The organism is Streptomyces sp. NPDC051664 (genome assembly GCF_044453545.1).
In the GTDB taxonomy this organism is placed as follows: domain Bacteria; phylum Actinomycetota; class Actinomycetes; order Streptomycetales; family Streptomycetaceae; genus Streptomyces.
The window spans coordinates 1-14,965 of record NZ_JBITCU010000007.1; the positions used below are offsets into that span (position 1 = coordinate 1).

A 14,965-nucleotide genomic window follows, 5' to 3' on the forward strand; every position below is an offset into this window, starting at 1 on the left:
ACAAGAAGACCAACCCGGTCTTCACCACGACCATGACGTACTACAAGAACCGCTCGCACAGGCTGAACCTGGAGATCTACTACCAGGGCAAGTGGAACGACGCGGGCTCGGGCCACTTCGCGCTCGGCGCCAACGGCAAGTCCACCGTGACTCTCACTGGCTCGCACCCGACCGGCTACCGGATGCGCCTGCGCTCCTCGTACGTCAACAGCTCCTCCGGTGACACCGTGAACTCCACCACCCACGGCGCCTGGAAGTACTTCATCTTCACCAAGTAGCGCCCGGCAGGTGCGAGAAGGGCCTCCACAGCTGTGGAGGCCCTTCTTCATGCGGTGCCGGAGGGGATCACGGAGCGCGTCGCGAGGACGGGCGGAGGGCCGGGAAAAGATCCGGGTCAGGGGCGGAGGCGGCCGGAGTCCTTCGCCAGCTTCCTGGCGATCTTCCGTGCGTCCAGGGCCATTTCGCGGAACATGCCGCTGATCGGATTGGTGAACCCCGTGAAGTAGAGCCCGGGTGCATGCTTCGGCGTGCGGCCGCCGTGCACCACCGGCCGGCCGCGTGCGTCCAGCACGTCGAGGTGTCCGACCAGCGGTTCCAGGGCCCGCCGGTAGCCGGTCGCCGCGATCACCACGTCCGGGGTGATCCGGGTCCCGTCGGCCAGCACGACCGCGTCCTTGTCGAACGAGTCGACCGTTGCCACCGGCACCACGCGGCCGCCCCGCACCGCGTCGATCAGCCCCACGTCCTGGACCGGGATGGCGCCATCCCTGACCCGTGAGTAGAGCCCGGTGTCCGGGCGCGGCAGACCCTGTTCGGCGAGGTCGGGCACGGCGACCCTGGCCATCAGCCGGCCGGCCCGGTCGACCAGCCGCACCGGCAGTCTGCGGACCAGGATGCCGGTCGCCTGCGCGGGCCAGCCCGCCGTCGAGCGGCGCACGATGTGCGGAACGGTGCGTACCGCGATCCGTACCCGGGAAGCGCCGCCCTCCACCAGGTCCACGGCGATCTCCGCGCCGGTGTTGCCGATCCCGACGACGAGGACGTCCTTGCCCGCGTACGGGGCGGGGTTGCGGTAGTCGCGGGCGTGCACCAGCTCGCCCGCGAAGGTGTCGCGGCCGGCCCAGTCCGGGATCCGCGGGGTGTGGTTGAAGCCGGTGGCCACGACGACGGCCCGCCCGGTCAGCACCCGGCCGCCGGTCGCGGTCAGCTGCCACCCGGTGCCGTCGGTCGCCCGGTCGATACGGGTCACCTCGACGCCCGTCACCACCTCCAGCTCGTGGTGTTCGACGTACTTCTCCAGGTAGCGCAGCACGTGGTCGCGGGACACCCAGCGTCCGAACCGGCGGGGCATCGCGAGCCCCGGCAGCGCGGACCAGCGTCGGGTGGTGTGCAGGTGCAGCCGGTCGTAATGGCCACGCCAGGACGCGCCGACGCTTCCGGACTTCTCCAGCACGACGGCCCGTACCCCTTGCTCGCGCAGGGCTGCCGCCGCGGCGAGGCCGCCGGGTCCGCCGCCCACGACGTAGACGGGCCGGTGTTCCGTGATGTCGGTGGGCGCGGGGGCGGGCGCGGGCATGGGACTACTGCCGGAGGTGGAGGTGCTGTTGGGCATGGATCGGAGCGTAATCGCCCGATTACTTGATGGGTCTCGGTCAAGACCGGAATCGATTGCGAATTGATCACGAGTGTGTGCGTCCGGCCCGTGTTCTGCGCACCTCTTGCGTAGCGGCGCCGGATCAGGTGAACTGACGTACCGTCAGATCTGGTGAGTGGGAGGGGCCCCGATGCAGACGATCTGGCTCGGCGGAGCCGAGTGGCTCGCCGTCCTACGAATAGGGCTCGGCCTGTGGTGGCTGGAGAGCTGGCGGCACAAGGACAAGAAGGGCTGGTTCGAGCGCGGTACGGGCATCGCCTGGGCGGCGGACGTCGCGGCCAAGCACCGATGGGCGGCGGTACGGACCGGCTTCCAGCGGGTCGTCGCACCCCGCCCCAAGGCCATGGCCCACCTCGTCGTCCACGCCGAACTCGCCCTGGGTCTCGGCCTGATCACCGGCTTCCTGACGCCCGTCGCACTCCTCGGCGGACTGGTCCTCAACCTCCTCTACCTGGTGCTGATGATCCACGACTGGGCCGAGCAGGGCCAGAACGCGATGATGGCGCTGATCTCCCTCGTCGCCCTCTTCGCCATGTCCTGGCAGGTCTGGTCCCTCGACCACGCGATCGGACTCTTCGGATGACCACGGCCGCCCCTCGCTTCGACCTGCCCGAACCGGACGACTTCACCCGGCCCTACTGGGACGCGGCCGCCGAGGGGCACCTGCTGTTGCGCCGCTGCCACGCCTGCGGCAAGGCCCACCACTACCCGCGCGAGTTCTGCCCGCGCTGCTGGAGCGAGGACGTCACCTGGGAGCGGGCGAGCGGCCGCGCCACGCTCTACACCTGGTCCGTCGTCCATCGGAACGACCTGCCGCCGTTCGGCGCCCGCGTCCCGTACATGGCGGCCGTCGTCGATCTCGCCGAGGGGCCGCGCATGATGACGGAGATCGTCGACTGCGCGGAGTCCGACCTCGCCATCGGCATGGGACTGCGTGTCACCTTCAGGCAGGAGGAGGGCGGCGAGGCGGTCCCGGTCTTCCGGCCGTGAGACGGCTCCGGATCTGCCGCTCCGCCGGCACGACTCAGAACGACTTGCTGCGCCGCAGTGCGCGCCGCAGCTTCCACCGCTCCCAGACGTTGGGGTGGCGGATGACCACGCCGCCCATGCCGGCCGTGCCGGTGACGCGGATCAGCGGGGTTCCCGGGAGCCTTTCGTCCCTGGTCCGGTCCTTGAAGCCGCCCAGGCCGGGATCGACCTCGTCGGTCTCCGCGGCCCAGCCCGCGGGGATGATGATCCTGACCCCGCCCATCTGCCCGTTGACCTCCAGCTCGATCTCGCGCAGCCGGCAGTCGGTCAGGGTGAAGTCGAGTTCGGCGCCGCCCATGCCGCCGTCCACATCGATGTGCGCGGGCACCTTCCAGCGCCCGGTGCGCACCGCGCCTTGGATGCCGCCCTTGAGGACCAGCGGCTTCCCCGCGTCCTGCGGCGCGGGCCCCAGATCGGCGGTGAGGGGCGTCAGCTCGGCGTAGGTCTTGGCGACCAGCGCCTGGCCCAGCCGGGTGTCCAGCTCGTCGAGGTCGATACGGCCCTCGGCCGCGGCCTCCCTCAACTGGTCCACCACCGCTTCACGGTCGGCGTCGGAAGCGCGCAGCCGACTGACGGAGTTCGGGCGCTCAGCAGTCATGAACCTGATGATACGGAACGGCTCGGCACGCGGCTCACAGTCCGGGCGCTCCCCAGACCGGGAACCACCGGGAGAGATCCTTCTCGACCCGCAGGTCGTCCCCGAGTGTCGCCCTGATCTGCAACTCCAGCTGGTTGTCGCGCTTTTCGGCGCCGCCCAGCACCGGGGCGAACGGATAGAACGTGCCGCGCTTGTACAGGTAGACCAGCGCCAGAGACCGCTCCGCGGCGTCCCGGAAGCCGATCAGTGAGCAGAGCAACTGCGGGCCGAAGCCGCCGTCCTGGAGCAGGGTGTTGACCGCGTGCAGGTCGTTGACCAGGGCGGCCACATCGTCGGGGGAGCGGCGGGAGAGCAGCCAGGTGTAGCCGTACGTGTCCTGGCCGAACTCCACCGGGATGCCGCCCCGGTCCGTGTCCGCGTCGAGCAGTTCCTGTACGTCCTGCCGGATGCGGGCGAAGGTGCCGCCCTCCACTCCCGCGAAGCAGACCGAGCCGAGACCGGTGGGGGTGAAGCCGGCGCCCGCCTGGAGGGTGAGGGCGGCGGAGGGTACGGCGAAGAGCTGGTCGAGGTCGGGGCGGACCGGTTTGCTGCGGCCGAGGATGGTGTCGAGAAGACCCACTGCGGACTCCCTGGTTCCTTACGGGCGGGCGAGTTCGGCGGTGATGCGGGCCAGCTGGTCGAGGCGCTGTTCGAGGGTCGGGTGGGAGGAGAGCAGCCGGCTGAGGCTCTCCTTCGAGGAGAACGCCGGGACGAAGTAGAAGGCGTTGTACGGCTCCGCCTTCCGTAGGTCCTCCGTCGGGATCCTGGCCATCTGACCGCTGACCTTGGTGAGCGCCGAGGCGAGTGCGGAGGGGCGGCCGGTGAGTAGGGCGGCGGCGCGGTCGGCGGAGAGTTCGCGGTAGCGCGAGAGCAGCCGGGTGAGCAGGAAGCTCAGGCAGTACACGACGGCGCTGATCAACGGGATCAGCATGATCGCGATGCCGACGGGGTCGCTGCTGCGGTTGCGGGAGAGGCCGCCCCAGAGGGCGACGCGGGTGACGATGCCGGCCAGGACGCCGAGGAACGAGGCGATCGTCATGACGGCGACGTCCCGGTGGGCGACGTGCGACATCTCGTGCGCGAGGACGCCCTCCAGCTCCTCGGGTTCGAGTCTGCGCAGGAGCCCGGTGGTGGCGCAGACGAGGGCGCTCTTCTCGCCGCGGCCGGTGGCGAAGGCGTTAGGTACGTCGCTCCGGGCGATGGCCACCCGGGGTTTCGGCATGTCCGCCAGGGCGCAGATCCGGTCGATGGTGCCGTGCAGCTCGGGTGCTTCCTCCGGGGTGACCTCGCGGGCACCCATGCTGAATGCGGCGATGCGGTCGCTGAACCAGAACTGGGCGATGAACAGACCGCCGGCGAAGATCAGGATGATCGGCCAGGCGCCCCGCAGCACCGCGAGGAGCACGCCCACCAGGACCACGTACAGCAGTCCGATCAGGAACATGGTGGTGACCATGCGCGTGGTCAGACCGTGGTCGGGGGCGTAGCGGGAACGGGTTCGTGTCATGGAATGCCTCCAGCAACTCACCTGTCTCCCATAGTGCTCCTTTTCTGTTGGAACCCGATAAGCCGAACGACACCGGATGGAACGAGTGAGCCGGACGGGCCGGAGGGCCGGTCACGGCCAGAGCAGCTCCCGCTCCCACACCCCGCCGTCGCGGCGGTAGCGCAGCCGGATGTGGCGCCGCCCCGCGTCACCCTGGAAGAACTCGACCTCGCGCGGCTCGACCACGTACCGCGTCCAGCTCGCCACGTCCGCTTCCGGTTCCGCCTGTGCCTGCTCCCAGGCGGCGTCCGAGGCGCGGTTCAGTTCCTCGTACGAGCCGAGCACCTCGCTCTGCCGTCCCACCAGCGCCGACGCCAGCGCCCCGGTCGAGCGGACCTGCAGATCGGCCCGGCTCTCGGCGGGGGTGCAGGCGGCGACCGGACCTCGTACCCGCACCTGCCGCCCCTGCGCGGGCCAGTAGAAGCCGAGCGCCGCGTGCGGGTGCGCGGCGAGCTGGTGGCCCTTCGCGCTGGTGGCGTGCGTGGCGAAGTGCCAGCCACGGTCGTCCGCGTCGTGCAGCATCAGCGTCCGCAGGTCCGGGTGTCCCTCGGCGTCGACGGTGGCGAGCGTCATGGTGTGCGGCTCGGCCTGCCCGGCGGCCACCGCCTCGGCGAACCAGGCGTGGAAGAGAGGAAGCGGGGTGCGGGGCGCGGCGGCGGGATCGAACGAGGGCAGCTCGACGTCCCATACGCGCTGGGCGTGCAGGAGGTCCCGGAAGGCCTGCTGGGCGGAGTGCGGATCAGGCGTCACATCGGTCATGCGGCCCCATCATGCCCGCCGGGGCGTGGGGCCGCCGGGTCGGTCCGCGGTGGCGTGAGGCGGACGAGTTCCTCGGCGTCGAGGACCGCTTGGGGGACGACGATCCCTGGGAGCGCGGCGGCCGTGGCCGAACGCCCACAGGGCGTCGGCCGGCAGTGGGTTGCCGGGCGACGCCCTGTGTGGTGTGCGCTCAGAGCGGTGAGCGCACGGTCATGCGGTCATGCGTGCGGTCGGACGGCCGGACGGCGGGCCGACAGCGGGACCCACTAGGCCGCGGCGTAGCCGGACTTCGGGTCCGGGCCGTACGCGTTCTGGCTGCGCTCACCCTCGAGGCACGCGAAGACGAGCAGCGTGATCCCGCCCACCAGCGGGACGATCCCGAACAGAATCCACCAGCCGGAGCGGCCGGTGTCGTGCAGGCGGCGCACGAAGACACCGAGGCTGGGCAGAAGGACGGCGAGGTAGTAGATCCCGATGAGGACCGGCTGCGTGCCGATCACTGCGTCGAGCACCGCCAGGATGATGGCGGCGATGGCGTTGAACAGCACGTACATCCAGTACTCCTGGCGGCGCGCACGGCCGCTGAACACCACGTACTTCTTCAGAACATCGAGATACCAGTGCATGTTGTCCCCCCAAGGACGATGGTGGCTCGTCCTCGCTGGACCGAGCCTGGACGCCAGAACCTAGAGGTTTGAGGTGCCCGGGTCAAAAAGTTATAGAGAGAGCGCTTTCAGGCAATGCCTGCCAAGGATTCGGGCTGCTCAGCCCCGTCCCAGCACGACCGTGCCCGAGGAACAGAACCAGCCACCCGTCCCTGAGGCCACAGCCAGCTCGGGAAGACTACCGTCCACCCTTCTGACCTGGCGTTTCCCCGCCTCACCGCGGAGTTGACGGACCGATTCCACCAGGAGGAAGAGCCCGCGCATCCCAGGATGGCAGGCCGAAAGCCCACCCCCGTCGGTGTTCACCGGAAGTTCGCCGGACCGACCGATCCGGCCCTTCTCGATGAACGCGCCACCCTCGCCCTTCGCGCAGAACCCCAGATCCTCCAGCGTCACCAGCGTCATATAGGTGAAGGCGTCATAGATCTCGGCCAGATCGATGTCGGCGGCCCGCACCCCGGCACGCTCGAAGGCCAGCCGGCCCGAGACCGCGGCGGGGGAGACCGTGAAGTCGTCCCACTCGGACATCGTGGAGTGCGAGACGTACTCGCCCGTGCCGAGGATCCACACCGGGTCCTTCGCCGTGTCCGGTACGTACTCCTCGGCCGCCAGCAGTACCGCGCACCCGCCGTCGCTGCGGATGCAGCAGTGCAGCTTGGTGAACGGGTCCGCGATCATCGGGCCCGACAGGACGTCGTCCACCGTGATCGGGTCCCGGAACATCGCGTCCGGGTTGGCCGCCGCATTCGCGCGGGCTTGCACGGCTACCTCGGCGAGCTGCTCCAGCGTCGTCCCGTACTCGTGCATATGGCGGCGGGCGGCCATCGCGTACTTGGCGATCAGTGAGTGCCCGTACGGCACTTCGAACTGGAGCGGGCCGCGCGAGCCGAACGAGAGATTCGACGTGCGGCGTCCGGCCCGGATGTCCGCGCGCGCGGTGGACCCGTACACCAGCAGTACGGCGTCGGCGCGGCCGGCCGCGATGGCGTCGGCGGCATGGGCGGCCATCACCTCCCAGGTCGCACCGCCGACCGCGGTGGAGTCCACCCAGGTGGGCTTGAGGCCCAGATACTCCGCGACCTCGACCGGGGCGAGCGTGCCGAGTCCGGCGGAGGCGAAGCCGTCGACGACCGAGCGGTCCAGACCCGAATCGGCGAGCGCCCGGCGGGCGGCCTGGGCGTGCAGGGCGTACGGGGTGGGGCCGTCGACGCGTCCGCAGTCCGCGAGGGATATGCCGACGACAGCGACCTTGCGCGGGCGGGAGGAGGGTGAGGAAGGCATAAATCTGACGGTACATCAGATATGGCGGGAGGGGGTGGGCGAGCGCGTGCGCGGCTCTGGGTTTCTCGCAACATCACGCCTAGCATGACGACCCGTCAGATCGGGGCCTACGGCCCCTGAGGGGAAGGAGCCCGACGATGGACGCCGCCTTCACCGCGGAGCAGGACGAGGTCCGCCGCACCCTGCGCGAACTGCTGGTCAAACGCTGCGGACCCGGCGAGGTCAGGAGCGCCGTGCGGACCGCGCACGGATATGACGAGGCCCTGTGGCGGCAACTCGCCCAGGACCTCGGGCTGCCGGGGCTCGCGCTCGCGCAGGAGTACGGAGGAGTCGGCTGCGGGCCCGTCGAACTCGCCGTCGCCTGCGAGGAGACCGGCCGCGCCCTGCTGCCGTCCCCGCTGCTCGCCACCGCCGCGCTCGCCGCGCCTCTGATCACCGCACTCGGCACCGAGGCCCAGCGCACCGCCCTGCTGCCGAGCATCGCCTCGGGTGAACTGACCGCGACCCTCGCCGTCCCCGGAGGCTCGCTCTCCACCGCCCTGGGCCTCACCGGCGACACCACCGGCGGCTCCTGGGCGGGCGGCGGGCGGGCCGGTGGCGTACAGGCCCGGCCCGGCCCGGAGGGGTGGCGGCTGTACGGGGAGGCCGCGCGGGTCCTCGACGGGCACAGCGCCGGACTGCTGCTGGTCGCGGCCCATGCGGGCGGCTTCCCACGCAGCCGTACGCTTCTCTTCCTCGTCCGCGCGGAGGCGGCGACCGGGCTCGCCCGCACCCGGCAGACCTCGCTGGACGAGACCCGGCCGCTGGCTCGCATCGAACTGCGCGACACCGCCGCGGAACTGCTCGGCGCCGACGACACGGTCGATGTGGCCGGCCCGGCGGGCGCCCTGGCCGCCGTCGGGCGCACCGCCGCCGCCGTACTGGCGGCGGAGGCGGTCGGAGCCGCGGCGAACGCACTCGACCGGACGGTCGAATACGTCAAGGCGCGCGAGCAGTTCGGCCGCGCCATCGGCTCCTTCCAGGCCGTGAAGCACAGGCTGGCCGATCTGTACGTGCGGGTGCAGTCAGCCAGGTCTGCGGCGTACTACGCGGCCTGGGACCCGGCGGCCGGAGGGCTCGCCCTCGCCCAGGCGCTGGAAACCCTGCGGATCACCACCGCCGAGGCCGTCCAGCTGCACGGCGGGATCGGCTTCACCTGGGAACACGAGGCGCATCTCTACTTCAAGCGGGCCGCCGCCGACGAACTGCTCTTCGGGCCGGTCCACCGGCTGCGCGACCACGCGGCCGAGCAGGCCGGGCTCTTCACGCAGGACGCCCAGGTACAGGGACACAGGCAGGCGCAGGGCCACGGGCACGGGCCGCGCATGGAGGTGGCGGTCTGATGGCACCCGGAGTCCGGCTGATCCAGAAGGTGTCCTCGACCCGCGCCTTCGCGAGGATCGCCCCGCACGTCATACCCGCCATGGACCGCACCGTCCACCGGCTCACCCGCGGCAAGGTACTGCTCAGTGCGCAGATGCTGCCGGGGTTGATCCTGACGGTGCGCGGCGCGAGGAGCGGGCAGCTGCGGACCACCCCACTGGCCTGTATGCCCACCCCGGAGCACGGTGACGGGACGTGGGTTCTCATCGGCAGCAACTTCGGCCGTACGGGTCATCCTGCCTGGACTGCGAACCTGTTGGTCCATCCGGACGACGCCGTCATCAACTGGAAGGGCCACGACGTCGCGGTACGCGCCCGGCTGCTGGAGGGCGTGGAACGGGAGGAGGTGTGGCAGGCGGCGCTGACGTTCTGGCCGCCGTACGCCACGTACCAGGCGCGGGTGGAGCGGGAGATCCGGCTCTTCCGGCTGGAGCGGCGCGCGACTCCGTAAGGCGCGGTGATACGCCGACGGCGGACCACATTGCGTGGTCCGCCGTCGGCGCGACAGGACGTGGGCAGCCCGGATGGCCGTGCGGTGCCCGGAGCGGAAGGGGGAGCCGGGAGCCGGCGCTACTTCGTCGGCTTCTTGCCGGTGATGCCCAGGTGCACCAACAGCGCCAGGTTCGGCTTGAGTTCGGTCTGCTTGACGCCCCAGGTCTGGAAGCCCTTCTGGTGCGAGGCGACCGCGGCCAGCATCGCGACCAGCGAGCCCGCCATCGCCGCGGGGCTGATGTCCTTGTCGACCTTGCCCTTGGCCTGGAGATCCTTCACCGAATCCGTAAGGGAGTTGGTGACCGAGTTAAGGATCTTCATGCGGATCTTGTAGAACCGCTTGTCGCCCTCGGCCGCGCCGAGGTCGACCACACGCAGGATCGCGTCGTGGCGCCGCCAGAAGTCGAGGAATCCCTCGACGAGTTCTTCGGCGGTCTGCCAGCCGGACTTGCCGACCCAGGAGCGGCCTGCGACGAGTTCCGTCAACCCTGCGCCCTCCTTGGCCATTTCATCCGCGATCTCGAGGACGGCGCCCTCGACGTCGGGGAAGTATTGGTAGAAGGTCGCGGGTGAAGTCCCTGCCTTCCGGGCGACGTCGATGACTTTGACGTCCCGGTACGGCGAGGAGCTGAGCATCTCGCTGAGGCAGTCGAGCAGCTTCTGCCGCGTCGCCTGTCCGCGTCGACCGGCCACGCGGCCGTCGACGGTGCGCACTTGTCCTGTCATGCCGTCAGCTTACCGAGGGGTGATCGGAGCGCGATTCGGCCGACTGCAAATGGGGAGGTCCGCAGGTGCGGTGGGGTGGTGTGGGGGAAGTGGCCGGATTTCGGCGGATGCGATCCACAGCTTGAATTGTGTTATCAACAGCCTGTGGACAACTTCCGTGGATAACTTTCCGTGACGCGATGGGCAAGGAACTCCGATATCGAGACCGTGTTCGACGGTTCGTCGCGGCGCGGCGGGGGCGGCGCGCGGCTACTTTGGGTGTGACGAGCGTCACTACTGCGGAAGGATCCGGGCCCATGGCCGCATTCGCGCACTCCGCTCCGTGCTGGGTGGATGTGCAGCTCCCCGACCTCGAAGCGGGCAAGCGCTTCTACGGTGAGCTCTTCGGATGGACCTTCCGGGCCGGCGAAGAGGTGGACAGGGGCGGCCCCTGTGCCGATGCCCTCAGCGGCGGCAAGCTGGTCGCCGCACTGGCCGGCAAGCAGGACGGCCGGATGCCGACCGCCTGGGGCATCTACTTCGCCACCGACGACATCACCGCGACCGTCACCAGGATCCGGCAGGCGGGCGGTCAGATGATCACCGAGCCCGTCCGGGTGGGCGGCGCCGGGGTGCTCGCACAGGCCGCCGACCCCGGAGGCGCGGTCTTCGGGCTCTGGCAGGCGGGGGACCGCAGCGGGTTCCAGAAGCAGAACGAGCCGGGATCGTTCTGCTGGACCGAGGTGTACACCCGGCAGAAGGACCGCGTGGACGCCTTCTACGAGCAGGTCTTCGGCTTCCGTGGGACGGATCTCGGCGCGGCCGGCACAGGCGAGTCGGGCAGGGGCGAGTCCGGAACTGGGGAGCCCGGAACCGGCAGGTCGGGCACGCCCGAGGCCGGCGCGGACGCGCCGGGCCCCGCCAGGTCCGCGACCGGTGAGTCCGGCACGGGTGAGTCCGGGACCTCCGAGTCCGGGACCTCCGAGTCCGGCCCGGTTGCGTCCGGCATGAGCGGATCGGACGCAGACGTGCCCGGGGTCGACTTCCGGATGTGGTCCCCGGCAGGCACCGAGCCGGGCCCCGACACCGCGATCGGCGGGCGCAGCGTCATCACCGACGTGTTCCCGGCCGAGATGCCCAGCTATTTCCTCAATTACTTCGCCGTCGCGGACTGCGACGCCACGGCCGAGACCGGCGCCCACCTCGGCGGCCGGGTCTCCGTGCCGCCCTTCGACATCCCGTACGGGAGGATGGCGGTCCTGCACGACAATCAGGGTGCCGAGTTCGCCGTACTTCAGCCCCCGGTGTCCCGATAGAGGGCAGAGTGACATGTGACACCCCGATCCGCCCCCGGGTTCGCAACCATCGCTTCGGCCAGGAACAATCGGGGTGCGCACCGCCGGGTGGTGCCCAGTGGTGAGACCCTGCACGGGGCGGTTTTTCGCGGGCTTCTGTTGCTGAGGTCCGTACGGGGAGGTGGCAGGTAAGTGGTGGAGCAGCTGACGCAGCACGACCCGAGGCGGATCGGCCCGTTCGAGGTACTGGGACGGCTCGGGGCCGGCGGCATGGGGCTGGTCTATCTCGCCCGCTCGGCGTCGGGCCGACGGGTGGCGATCAAGACCGTACGTACGGAACTTGCCGAGGATCAGCTGTTCCGGGTCCGCTTCACGCGTGAGGTCGAGGCCGCCCGGGCGGTCAGCGGGTTCTACACGGCGGCCGTGGTGGACGCCGATCCGCGCGCCGCCGTACCGTGGCTGGCCACCGCGTACGTGCCCGCTCCCTCGCTCGAGGAAATAGTGAATGAGTGCGGTCCGATGCCGACCCAGGCGGTGCGCTGGCTGGCCGCCGGGATCGCCGAGGCCCTGCAGTCCATCCATGGCGCGGGCCTCGTCCACCGCGACCTCAAGCCGTCGAACGTGCTGGTGGTCGAGGACGGCCCGCGGGTGATCGACTTCGGGATCGCGTCCGGCGTCTCCAACACCCGGCTGACGATGACCAACGTGGCGGTCGGCACCCCCGCCTACATGTCGCCCGAGCAGGCGCGGGACTCGCGCAGTGTGACGGGCGCCAGCGATGTGTTCTCGCTCGGCTCGACGCTGGTGTTCGCCGCCACCGGCCATGCGCCGTTCCATGGGGCCAATCCGGTCGAGACGGTCTTCATGCTGCTGCGGGAGGGCCCCGATGTGGAGGGCCTGCCCGACGATCTGCGGCCCTTGATCGAGTCCTGTATGCAGATGGACGCGGCGCGGCGGCCCAGCCCCGCCGATCTGCAGGCCCAGCTGGCCCCGCACCTCTTCGCCTCCGGCAGCGACGACAGCGGTACGGCGTCGGCCTGGCTGCCGACATCGGCCACGGCGATGATCGAGCAGCGGCGCGGGGGAGGGCGTACGGCGGCGCCCGTGGCGTCCGCACCCGCGCCTGCTCCGCCGCCCCCGCCGTCCCATCGCCCGCCGGGCGCGGACTGGGAGCCGGCGTGGCGCAGCGGCGCGGACCTGAGATCCCCGTCCCCCGCACCCTCCCTCTCCCGGTCGCCCGTCCAGGCTCCGGACGGGGGCGGTCCGGTGCGGCTGAGCGGTGCGAAGGTGCCGATCGGACCCGGGCCGCGCGCCGGCGACGTACGTGCCATGGCCGGCGCCGAGGCCGGTCCCGCGACCGGCTGGGTGCGCCCGCCCGCCGGACTGAACGGTACGGCCCCGGCCGCCGCCCCTCCCGTACCCGCGCCGGCACACGCCCCTGAGGCGGCCCCCGCCGGGCCGGACCGCTGGCGGCCCTGGCGGTTCCGGATGTCGAACGACGTGTGGGGCACCCCGGTTGTTGCCGGGGACCTGCTGTACGTGACGTCCTTCGAGGTGCACGCGCTGGACGTCGGCAACGGCCGGCGCCAGTTCAAGACCCGCGACGTGGCCTGGTCGATGGCGCTCGACGGCGGCCGCATCCACGGCTCCGACGGCCCTTCGCTGTACGCCCTGGACGCGCTGACCGGCGCCGAGCGGTGGCGGCTGCAGACGGACGCCTGGGTGTACTCCCTCAAGGCCGACCGGGGCACGGTCGTCACCGGCACGCGTGGCGGCGGCGTCCAGGCGTGGGAGGCGTCCACCGGCGAGAAGCTGTGGGAGACGAGCGGCGTACAGACCGACTTCGAGACGGCGGAGGCCGGGCCCGCGATCCACGACGGCACCGTGTACCTCTGGCAGGACGCCCGGCTGCGCGCCGTCGACGCCCGCACGGGCATCGAGCGCTGGTCGTACCCGATCGGCGACGCGGCCTCCTGCGGCGGGGTGCCCGTCCGGGTGACCCCGGCGCCGGACGGACATGTGTACATCGCCGCAGGCACCCGGGTCCTCGCCGCCGACATCGCGGCGGGGCGGGTGCGCTGGCACTTCGAGTCGCCCGCGGTCTTCCTCTCCCCGCCGGCCTTCGCACCGGGCCCCGCGGTCACGGGCGGCGGGGTGTACCTGGCCGACTACCTCGGCACGGTGTACGCGCTCGACGCGTCGACCGGCAAGGACCGCTGGCGCATTGCGACGGAGGCCCGCCAGTCGATCGAACCGGTGCTGGTGGCGGCGGGCAACGTCCACGTCGGCAGCGGCAACGCGCTCTACACGCTGGACGCGGTGACGGGCACCCCGAAGTGGCGCTTCGCCGCGGGCGGCGAGGTCGTCGGCGCACCGGTCGTGGCCGACGGCCGGGTCCACTTCGGCTCCGCCGACCATGTGCTGTACACGCTGGACGCGGCGGGCGGTCAGCTGAGATGGAAGCTGGCGACGGGCGGTGAGATCACGGGTTCACCGGTGGCGCAGGGAGGCGTGGTGTACGCGTGCAGCAAGGACCGCTGCGTGTACGCGCTGGACGCGCTGAAGGGCACGGGTACGGGAAACAGGGCACGGGCGTAGGGGCGGCCACTCGACGGCCGCTTCCCGCCCGTTCGAGGGACGGAACCCTGCATCGGGGACGCGTCACGGCTGGGGAGGGCGCCGCGTGTCAGGGCCCTCGTCCTGCACGGGGTACGGCGCCGTGTCCTGGTCCCTCGGGTGCGTGTCCGGACCCGTGTACGGGTCCACCTCCGGCTCCGGCCATGGACTTGTCTGCACCGACGGCCCCGGCTCCTGCGTCGGCGGCCACGTGTCCGGATCCTCCGACCCCGGCGCCGCATACGGCTGGTTGCGGGCCCTGCGGCCGAGGCGGCTGCCACTGCCGTGCCGTCCCGACATCAGCAGCGCGCCCAGCAGGAGCAGCACCCCGCCGCCCGCCGCGTACGCCACTCCCAGCTGCAGCCCGGACCCGTCCGACGCCACCGTCAGGCTCCCGCGCACCTGCCCCTGCCGCACCATCCACAGCACGGTGAAGCCGAGCACGATCACGCCCGCGCAGGCGACCACCAGCCGCGATCGCAGTACCACGCCCACCAGCGCCACGGCGGCCGCGAACAGAAACGGCAGCCAGATCGACGCCAACGGGCCCGGCTGCGCGCCACTGATGCCGTTGAAGAGGTCCGCGACCCGGAAATGACGCCCGAGACGGCCGTCGTACCAGTCACGGAAGGGGCTCAGCACGACGGCCGCCGCTCCTGCGAGAGCGACGATCGAGCCGAGGATGTTGCGGATCATCTTCGGCCTCCTGCGGGTGTGCGGATCGGCGTCGCGGACCTGCACCGCTCTCGGCGTCGACGCTACGCCCGGCCGTTGGCCCTCGCCACCAGGGACGGACCGGGCTGGCACCTGTTCCTGCATGGGCCATGCGTTACGGTGACGCGCGGTCGATGGACAGCGACATGA

15 protein-coding genes and 1 pseudogene are annotated in these 14,965 nt (G+C 71.1%); 7 read left to right on the forward strand and 9 right to left on the reverse strand.

Annotated elements, in window-relative coordinates:
* Positions 1-278 (forward strand): annotated as a pseudogene (locus tag ACIA8E_RS15270) (Ig-like domain repeat protein); the annotation flags it as partial.
* A 116-nt stretch (positions 279-394) separates the two neighbouring features.
* Here the strand turns inward: ACIA8E_RS15270 and ACIA8E_RS15275 are convergent.
* Positions 395-1,612, reverse strand: coding sequence for a flavin-containing monooxygenase (locus ACIA8E_RS15275; protein WP_399298170.1), 1,218 nt, complete (start codon positions 1,610-1,612; stop codon positions 395-397).
* 172 nt (positions 1,613-1,784) lie between these two features.
* Here ACIA8E_RS15275 and ACIA8E_RS15280 point away from each other — a divergent pair, with 172 nt between their 5' ends.
* Together ACIA8E_RS15280 and ACIA8E_RS15285 are read left to right on the forward strand one after the other, a co-directional pair.
* Entirely contained in the window at positions 1,785-2,237 is a 453-nt protein-coding gene (locus ACIA8E_RS15280) for a DoxX family protein (RefSeq protein ID WP_399298172.1), read from the forward strand.
* Entirely contained in the window at positions 2,234-2,644 is a 411-nt protein-coding gene (locus tag ACIA8E_RS15285) for a Zn-ribbon domain-containing OB-fold protein (protein ID WP_399298174.1), read from the forward strand. Before ACIA8E_RS15280 ends, ACIA8E_RS15285 begins: the two co-directional genes overlap by 4 nt.
* 34 nt (positions 2,645-2,678) lie before the next feature.
* Here the strand turns inward: ACIA8E_RS15285 and ACIA8E_RS15290 are convergent, their stop codons facing one another.
* From ACIA8E_RS15290 to ACIA8E_RS15315, 6 genes are all read right to left on the reverse strand, one after another.
* Positions 2,679-3,281, reverse strand: a complete 603-nt coding sequence (locus tag ACIA8E_RS15290) for a DUF1707 domain-containing protein (protein WP_399298176.1) — start codon at positions 3,279-3,281, stop codon at positions 2,679-2,681.
* Between the two features lie 34 nt (positions 3,282-3,315).
* On the reverse strand, positions 3,316-3,900 hold the full coding sequence (locus ACIA8E_RS15295; protein WP_399298178.1) for a hypothetical protein: 585 nt from the start codon (positions 3,898-3,900) through the stop codon (positions 3,316-3,318).
* 18 nt (positions 3,901-3,918) lie between these two features.
* Positions 3,919-4,827, reverse strand: a complete 909-nt coding sequence (gene htpX / locus ACIA8E_RS15300) for a zinc metalloprotease HtpX (RefSeq protein ID WP_399298179.1) — start codon at positions 4,825-4,827, stop codon at positions 3,919-3,921.
* A 111-nt stretch (positions 4,828-4,938) separates the two neighbouring features.
* Positions 4,939-5,625: a pyridoxal 5'-phosphate synthase gene (locus tag ACIA8E_RS15305; RefSeq protein WP_399298181.1), complete on the reverse strand. Its 687-nt coding sequence runs from the start codon at positions 5,623-5,625 to the stop codon at positions 4,939-4,941.
* A gap of 266 nt (positions 5,626-5,891) precedes the next feature.
* Positions 5,892-6,251, reverse strand: a complete 360-nt coding sequence (locus ACIA8E_RS15310; protein WP_399298183.1) for a DUF805 domain-containing protein — start codon at positions 6,249-6,251, stop codon at positions 5,892-5,894.
* 138 nt (positions 6,252-6,389) lie between these two features.
* Positions 6,390-7,571, reverse strand: coding sequence for a thiolase C-terminal domain-containing protein (locus ACIA8E_RS15315; RefSeq protein ID WP_399298185.1), 1,182 nt, complete (start codon positions 7,569-7,571; stop codon positions 6,390-6,392).
* Between the two features lie 137 nt (positions 7,572-7,708).
* Here ACIA8E_RS15315 and ACIA8E_RS15320 point away from each other — a divergent pair, with 137 nt between their 5' ends.
* Both ACIA8E_RS15320 and ACIA8E_RS15325 read left to right on the forward strand, forming a co-directional pair.
* A complete protein-coding gene (locus ACIA8E_RS15320; protein WP_399298187.1) occupies positions 7,709-8,953 on the forward strand; it encodes an acyl-CoA dehydrogenase family protein in 1,245 nt (414 codons plus the stop codon).
* Entirely contained in the window at positions 8,953-9,444 is a 492-nt protein-coding gene (locus ACIA8E_RS15325; RefSeq protein ID WP_399298189.1) for a nitroreductase family deazaflavin-dependent oxidoreductase, read from the forward strand. Before ACIA8E_RS15320 ends, ACIA8E_RS15325 begins: the two co-directional genes overlap by 1 nt.
* Positions 9,445-9,563: 119 nt before the next feature.
* Here the strand turns inward: ACIA8E_RS15325 and ACIA8E_RS15330 are convergent, their stop codons facing one another.
* Positions 9,564-10,211, reverse strand: a complete 648-nt coding sequence (locus tag ACIA8E_RS15330; protein WP_093931124.1) for a TetR family transcriptional regulator — start codon at positions 10,209-10,211, stop codon at positions 9,564-9,566.
* A gap of 296 nt (positions 10,212-10,507) precedes the next feature.
* Between ACIA8E_RS15330 and ACIA8E_RS15335 the strand changes: the two genes are divergently transcribed.
* Positions 10,508-11,506: a VOC family protein gene (locus ACIA8E_RS15335; protein ID WP_399298191.1), complete on the forward strand. Its 999-nt coding sequence runs from the start codon at positions 10,508-10,510 to the stop codon at positions 11,504-11,506.
* A 171-nt stretch (positions 11,507-11,677) separates the two neighbouring features.
* Positions 11,678-14,083 carry a PQQ-binding-like beta-propeller repeat protein gene (locus tag ACIA8E_RS15340; protein WP_399298193.1) on the forward strand — a complete coding sequence of 802 codons (2,406 nt, stop codon included), beginning with the start codon at positions 11,678-11,680 and terminating at the stop codon, positions 14,081-14,083.
* 63 nt (positions 14,084-14,146) lie between these two features.
* On the opposite strand, the gene ACIA8E_RS15345 is transcribed toward ACIA8E_RS15340, so the two are convergent.
* Positions 14,147-14,797 carry a hypothetical protein gene (locus ACIA8E_RS15345; RefSeq protein ID WP_399298195.1) on the reverse strand — a complete coding sequence of 217 codons (651 nt, stop codon included), beginning with the start codon at positions 14,795-14,797 and terminating at the stop codon, positions 14,147-14,149.
* Between the last annotated feature and the right edge of the window lie 168 nt (positions 14,798-14,965).

Coding starts and splice junctions, on each gene's coding strand:
- ACIA8E_RS15275 (WP_399298170.1), bottom strand. CDS start 1,612: ATGCCCAACAGCACCTCCACCTCCGGCAGTAGTCCCATGCCCGCGCCC.
- ACIA8E_RS15280 (WP_399298172.1), top strand. CDS start 1,785: ATGCAGACGATCTGGCTCGGCGGAGCCGAGTGGCTCGCCGTCCTACGA.
- ACIA8E_RS15285 (WP_399298174.1), top strand. CDS start 2,234: ATGACCACGGCCGCCCCTCGCTTCGACCTGCCCGAACCGGACGACTTC.
- ACIA8E_RS15290 (WP_399298176.1), bottom strand. CDS start 3,281: ATGACTGCTGAGCGCCCGAACTCCGTCAGTCGGCTGCGCGCTTCCGAC.
- htpX (WP_399298179.1), bottom strand. CDS start 4,827: ATGACACGAACCCGTTCCCGCTACGCCCCCGACCACGGTCTGACCACG.
- ACIA8E_RS15305 (WP_399298181.1), bottom strand. CDS start 5,625: ATGACCGATGTGACGCCTGATCCGCACTCCGCCCAGCAGGCCTTCCGG.
- ACIA8E_RS15310 (WP_399298183.1), bottom strand. CDS start 6,251: ATGCACTGGTATCTCGATGTTCTGAAGAAGTACGTGGTGTTCAGCGGC.
- ACIA8E_RS15315 (WP_399298185.1), bottom strand. CDS start 7,571: ATGCCTTCCTCACCCTCCTCCCGCCCGCGCAAGGTCGCTGTCGTCGGC.
- ACIA8E_RS15320 (WP_399298187.1), top strand. CDS start 7,709: ATGGACGCCGCCTTCACCGCGGAGCAGGACGAGGTCCGCCGCACCCTG.
- ACIA8E_RS15325 (WP_399298189.1), top strand. CDS start 8,953: ATGGCACCCGGAGTCCGGCTGATCCAGAAGGTGTCCTCGACCCGCGCC.
- ACIA8E_RS15330 (WP_093931124.1), bottom strand. CDS start 10,211: ATGACAGGACAAGTGCGCACCGTCGACGGCCGCGTGGCCGGTCGACGC.
- ACIA8E_RS15335 (WP_399298191.1), top strand. CDS start 10,508: ATGGCCGCATTCGCGCACTCCGCTCCGTGCTGGGTGGATGTGCAGCTC.
- ACIA8E_RS15345 (WP_399298195.1), bottom strand. CDS start 14,797: ATGATCCGCAACATCCTCGGCTCGATCGTCGCTCTCGCAGGAGCGGCG.